The organism is Alteromonas sp. MMG017 (assembly GCF_018100795.1).
GTDB lineage: Bacteria > Pseudomonadota > Gammaproteobacteria > Enterobacterales > Alteromonadaceae > Alteromonas.
Window position 1 is genome coordinate 1 of the sequence record NZ_JAGJDY010000020.1, and the last position, 4,578, is coordinate 4,578.

Annotated in this window: 5 protein-coding genes and 4 tRNA genes; 8 read left to right on the plus strand and 1 reads right to left on the minus strand. The window is 41.4% G+C overall.

All coding sequences use genetic code 11. The features are described 5' to 3' along the window. Window positions 1–159: 159 nt before the first annotated feature. Window positions 160–678 (minus strand): hypothetical protein, encoded by a 519-nt coding sequence (locus J8L84_RS19890; protein ID WP_211072223.1) that lies wholly within the window; start codon window positions 676–678, stop codon window positions 160–162. A 439-nt stretch (window positions 679–1,117) separates the two neighbouring features. Between J8L84_RS19890 and murB the strand changes: the two genes are divergently transcribed. The 8 genes from murB to J8L84_RS19930 all read left to right on the plus strand — a co-directional run. After that, window positions 1,118–2,110 carry a UDP-N-acetylmuramate dehydrogenase gene (gene murB / locus J8L84_RS19895; RefSeq protein WP_211072224.1) on the plus strand — a complete coding sequence of 331 codons (993 nt, stop codon included), beginning with the start codon at window positions 1,118–1,120 and terminating at the stop codon, window positions 2,108–2,110. Beyond that, entirely contained in the window at window positions 2,107–3,096 is a 990-nt protein-coding gene (gene birA / locus J8L84_RS19900; protein ID WP_211072225.1) for a bifunctional biotin--[acetyl-CoA-carboxylase] ligase/biotin operon repressor BirA, read from the plus strand. The genes murB and birA overlap by 4 nt, the downstream gene beginning before the upstream one ends. Next, window positions 3,083–3,823, plus strand: coding sequence for a type III pantothenate kinase (locus J8L84_RS19905; RefSeq protein WP_211072226.1), 741 nt, complete (start codon window positions 3,083–3,085; stop codon window positions 3,821–3,823). The genes birA and J8L84_RS19905 overlap by 14 nt, the downstream gene beginning before the upstream one ends. 112 nt (window positions 3,824–3,935) lie before the next feature. After that, a tRNA-Thr gene (locus tag J8L84_RS19910) sits at window positions 3,936–4,011 on the plus strand. A 7-nt stretch (window positions 4,012–4,018) separates the two neighbouring features. Then, window positions 4,019–4,103 (plus strand) — tRNA-Tyr (locus J8L84_RS19915). 33 nt (window positions 4,104–4,136) lie between these two features. Continuing rightward, window positions 4,137–4,211 (plus strand) — tRNA-Gly (locus tag J8L84_RS19920). Window positions 4,212–4,218: 7 nt separating this feature from the next. Then, window positions 4,219–4,294 (plus strand) — tRNA-Thr (locus J8L84_RS19925). Between the two features lie 67 nt (window positions 4,295–4,361). Then, on the plus strand, window positions 4,362–4,578 hold a 217-nt coding region (locus J8L84_RS19930), incomplete at its 3' end, for a GTP-binding protein (protein ID WP_247670902.1).

Here is a 4,578-nt window from a genome sequence, read left to right on the forward strand (position 1 = left end):
GAAAGGGCTATCCTAACGGATAGCCCTTTTTTTATGCCTATAGGAAAGTGATACTTAGCGGGTAGTCTGTAGTAAAAACTGCGTGTACTGCAGGTCCTCCTTGCGCGCTCATTCCAAAAAAGGAAGTGAATGAGTAGCGTTTACTTTCTTTTAAGATACCTAGCGAGAAGCTTTTTGCTTTAAATAATTCTCAAGCTCAACTTTGCTGAGCGCGTCATTACCATCGGTATCCATTTCAGAGAAATTACCATCCATATTGGCTGTTGAAACTTCGGTTGAAGATAGGGTTCCGTCCTTATTCGTATCAGCCTTTTCAAAGTTCGCGATAACCGCAGATACCATATCGCTATTTTCAGCAGTCGCTACTTTTTGTTCACTAACAGCATCTTCTACACTGTTCTCATTAACCGAAGCAATCACATCTTCAGAAAATTTATCTGGATTAGCTTTTGCGTATTCATTGAATTCAGAGAGGTTAATAGATGAGTCGCCATTAATATCTATATCATTGATATAAGCAGCTAAAGATGTCCCATCTAATTCTTGGGAGGCTAATAACTCATTTCCATCACTATCCAGAGAGGAAAAGCTAGCGTCGAATTTTGCGGTTTGATCACTCGCTATCGCCGCGCCAGAAATTAAGGTACTAACCAATATTGTAAGTGAAAGCTTTTTCATAGAAAACTCCATTTAATTTAGCGCGCCTAATAATAAAAGTAGAAAGCGCATTATTTGGAACCATATATTCCGTAAAGACATGTTTCGTAGAAGACATTTATCTATATGAGATAGATACATAATACATGCCACTCACTAAGGCCATGATCATAAACGTTATCTTATTTAGATTTAGTAAGTAGAGAGTCAAAAGGTCATTGATGAGTGAAATTTATTCATATCGTTCCGTAACAATTAAAGGTACTGATAACTGGTATATTTAAACTTTCCTATTTGAGTATTAGTGCAACTGGTCTTTATAAATTTAAATAACATGTGCCGGTTAGAGATAAAATTACACGACCACCCTTAGCCCTATTATGCAATAGCCTCTAAACCGCTTTTAATTAACATCAGCTTCACCTACCATTAGCGCATTATCATTCTTCTAAAAAGTGCTATGCCCTCATTACAGCAGTACCATACCTTTTCTCTAGCATCGAATTGCGCAACTATCGTTGAATTCGACTCTGTAGATTCATTTCTAAACGCCTACACGCCCGACGTTAATACCTATATTTTGGGTGGTGGTAGCAACTCTGTATTTCTAAATGACTTCGACGGTGTGGTATTAGTTAATAAAATTAAAGGCATTAGCCATTACGATACCGAGTCACATCATCATATCAGTGTTGGGGCGGGTGAAGATTGGCACGAGTTTGTGTCGCTGTGTATGCAAAATGAATGGTTTGGGCTGGAAAATTTAGCGCTAATCCCTGGTTCAGTAGGTGCATCCCCCATTCAAAATATTGGGGCTTACGGGGTAGAGATACATGCCTTCATAGATTCTATTGAAGCGATACTACTTGAAACAAAAGAACCCTTTCTAATTAAAGGTGCTGATTGCCAGTTTGGCTACCGCGATAGTATTTTTAAACACGCCTTGTACGGTAAAGCACTTATCACCAAAGTGAATTTTACACTTCCAAAAGAATACGACGTTGTGGCGAGTTATGGTGAGTTAGCGGTAATGGATAGCCCTACTGCATTAGATATATTCAATAAGGTAATAGAAGTGCGAAAAGCGAAGCTGCCTGATCCTAAGCAGCTTGGAAATGCAGGCAGTTTCTTTAAGAACCCAGTTATTGCATTAACGCATTTTGAAGAACTAAAACGTGTCCACTTCGATATACCCAGTTATCCGGTGTCAGAAAATCAGGTAAAGGTGCCAGCTGCGTGGCTTATCGATAAGACTGGCTTTAAAGGAAAGACGCTTAATGACGTTAGGTGTCATCCTACACAGCCGCTAGTATTAACTAATATTGGACACGCACAGGGCAGTGACTTAGTTGCCCTGGCTAAACAGATTATGCATGCGGTAGAAAGTGAATTTAAAGTACTGCTTGAACCAGAAGTGCGCTTGGTAGGTAAGGAAGGGCTCTTTAGCTTATGAGACAGGCATCGAAATCAGTAAGAAAACATATATTGGCCCTCTTATCAGATGGGCACTTTCATTCAGGTGAAACTATAGCGCAACAAGTTGGCCTTTCCCGGACCGCTGTTGCTGGCCATATTTCTCAGCTTTCTGACTGGGGATTAGATGTTTTTAAAGTTAAAGGTAAGGGTTACCGTTTAGAACGAGGTTTTGCTTTGTTAAATGCAGAGAGTATTAAGAAGCACTTAGGTAACACTAAGCGCGCCATGATAGATGTTGAGTCGGTGTTACCTTCTACTAATACAGAAATGAAAAAGCGCATTTCCAATGCACGTCACGAATTAGCCGATGGTGATGCGATATTTGCTGAAATCCAAACGGCGGGTCGTGGTCGTCATGGTAGAACCTGGTTAGCGCCAATTGGCGGTAGCTTAACGTTTTCTATGTATTGGTCTTTTCCCGATGGTTACCAAAGCATGGCCGGTTTGTCGTTAATGGTTGGTTTAGCAGTATGTGAGGCTCTAAAAGACTTTGGTGTAGATGATGCCGAGCTGAAATGGCCTAACGATATTTACCTTCAAGGTAAGAAACTGGCTGGTATTCTTATAGAGGTAGAAGGGCAAATTGGTGCTACTGCGCATTCTGTTATTGGAATCGGTTTAAATGTGTGTGTTCCTGATAGCCAATATGATGTGGGGCAACCCCATAGTGACTTAACGTCTTATTTAGGTCACACCCCTGATAGAAATAGTTTGGCTGCAGCCATAATAAAATCCCTTTGGGCGTTGTTACCTAAGTTCACCCAACAAGGTTTTGGCCCGTTCGCGCCTCATTGGGAAGCGCTAGACTTATATGCAGATAAAAGAATTGTACTGCAAATGGGCGAAAAGCGTTTTTCTGGTATTGATAGAGGTGTAGATGCTAGCGGTGCGTTGTTGGTAGAAACCCAAGATGGTATCACTCGATTCCACGGTGGAGAGGTAAGCTTACGTGGTAACCGATAAAAATGTGGTTTTAGTAGACGTCGGTAATACGCGATTTAAATATTGTTTGTTATCTAATGCCGAAAATGAGCCAACCGCCACAGAAAATTTATCTGATTTACTTTCTTTTATCGATAAACAACAAAATATTTCCCATTTATATTTAGCCTCAGTACGAAAAGCTGATGCTGTCGAACAGATTTTCACCGCCTGCGAGCAAAGAAATATCGCTGTTGTAGAAAAAAATACCGAGCGAGAAGCCTTCGGTATAAAAAATAGTTACGAAAACGAAAAAAAAATGGGGGTCGATCGATGGCTTGCTATGGTTTGTGCGGCAGAAAAATCACAAAAAGCCTTTTTTGTGATGGATGTGGGCACAGCAATTACGGTTGATTTTGTCGTGGGTGGTCAACATTTAGGCGGTTGGATCACCCCAGGCTTTCAAGTAATGAAGCAAGCATTACTTAATTCCACCAAGAAAGTGTATGCAAATGACGAAATTCCGACCACTCTCACGGTAGGTAACGATACCGAAGAATGTGTTGCAACAGGGTGCTATGCAGCAGTGTATGGTGTTTATTTGAGCGCTATTGATTACTTATCCAGCAAACAAACCGATTTTGATATAATTTTAGGGGGTGGAGACAAAAAAATGTTTGCATTCCTTGAAAGCGATGTTAGGATTCGTCCCGCTCATTTGGTGGTGCAAGGTTTGGCCCGCTACGCAAGAAGCGAGCTTCTTACGTAACTGGTTTGATTGATAAGTTTTTATCGGTCAAATAAGAAAAAGTAAAATTTTTCAAAACAACACTTGCACTGAGTAATTCATTACTCTAGAATGCGCACCCACTTGATGTAGTGCCGACTTAGCTCAGTTGGTAGAGCAACTGACTTGTAATCAGTAGGTCGCCAGTTCGACTCCGGCAGTCGGCACCATCAATCTGGAGGGGTACCCAAGCGGTCAACGGGATCAGACTGTAAATCTGACGGCTCAGCCTTCGCAGGTTCGAATCCTGCCCCCTCCACCACTTTTTTATGAGGTGGCCAGAGAATTAGGATTTGCGAGCATCGTATAATGGCTATTACCTCAGCCTTCCAAGCTGATGATGTGGGTTCGATTCCCACTGCTCGCTCCAAATCAGTGCTGATATAGCTCAGTTGGTAGAGCGCACCCTTGGTAAGGGTGAGGTCGGCAGTTCAAATCTGCCTATCAGCACCAGTTTCTCCCCAGCTCATGTTTATAGAATTTCATAAATTTTTAAAGTAACTTTGCTGGGATAATAGAAATGGCAAAAGAAAAGTTTGAACGTACGAAACCCCATGTAAACGTTGGTACTATTGGCCACGTTGACCACGGAAAAACTACTCTAACTGCGGCAATCACTACTGTTCTTTCTAAGACATACGGTGGTTCAGCTCAGGCTTTCGATCAAATCGATAACGCGCCTGAAGAAAAAGCTCGTGGTATTACCATCTCTACATCTCACGTAGAGTATGACATCT

Bases quoted from the DNA above. Each gene is read 5' to 3' on its own strand.
- J8L84_RS19890 (WP_211072223.1), bottom strand. From the start codon at position 678: ATGAAAAAGCTTTCACTTACAATATTGGTTAGTACCTTAATTTCTGGC.
- murB (WP_211072224.1), top strand. From the start codon at position 1,118: ATGCCCTCATTACAGCAGTACCATACCTTTTCTCTAGCATCGAATTGC.
- birA (WP_211072225.1), top strand. From the start codon at position 2,107: ATGAGACAGGCATCGAAATCAGTAAGAAAACATATATTGGCCCTCTTA.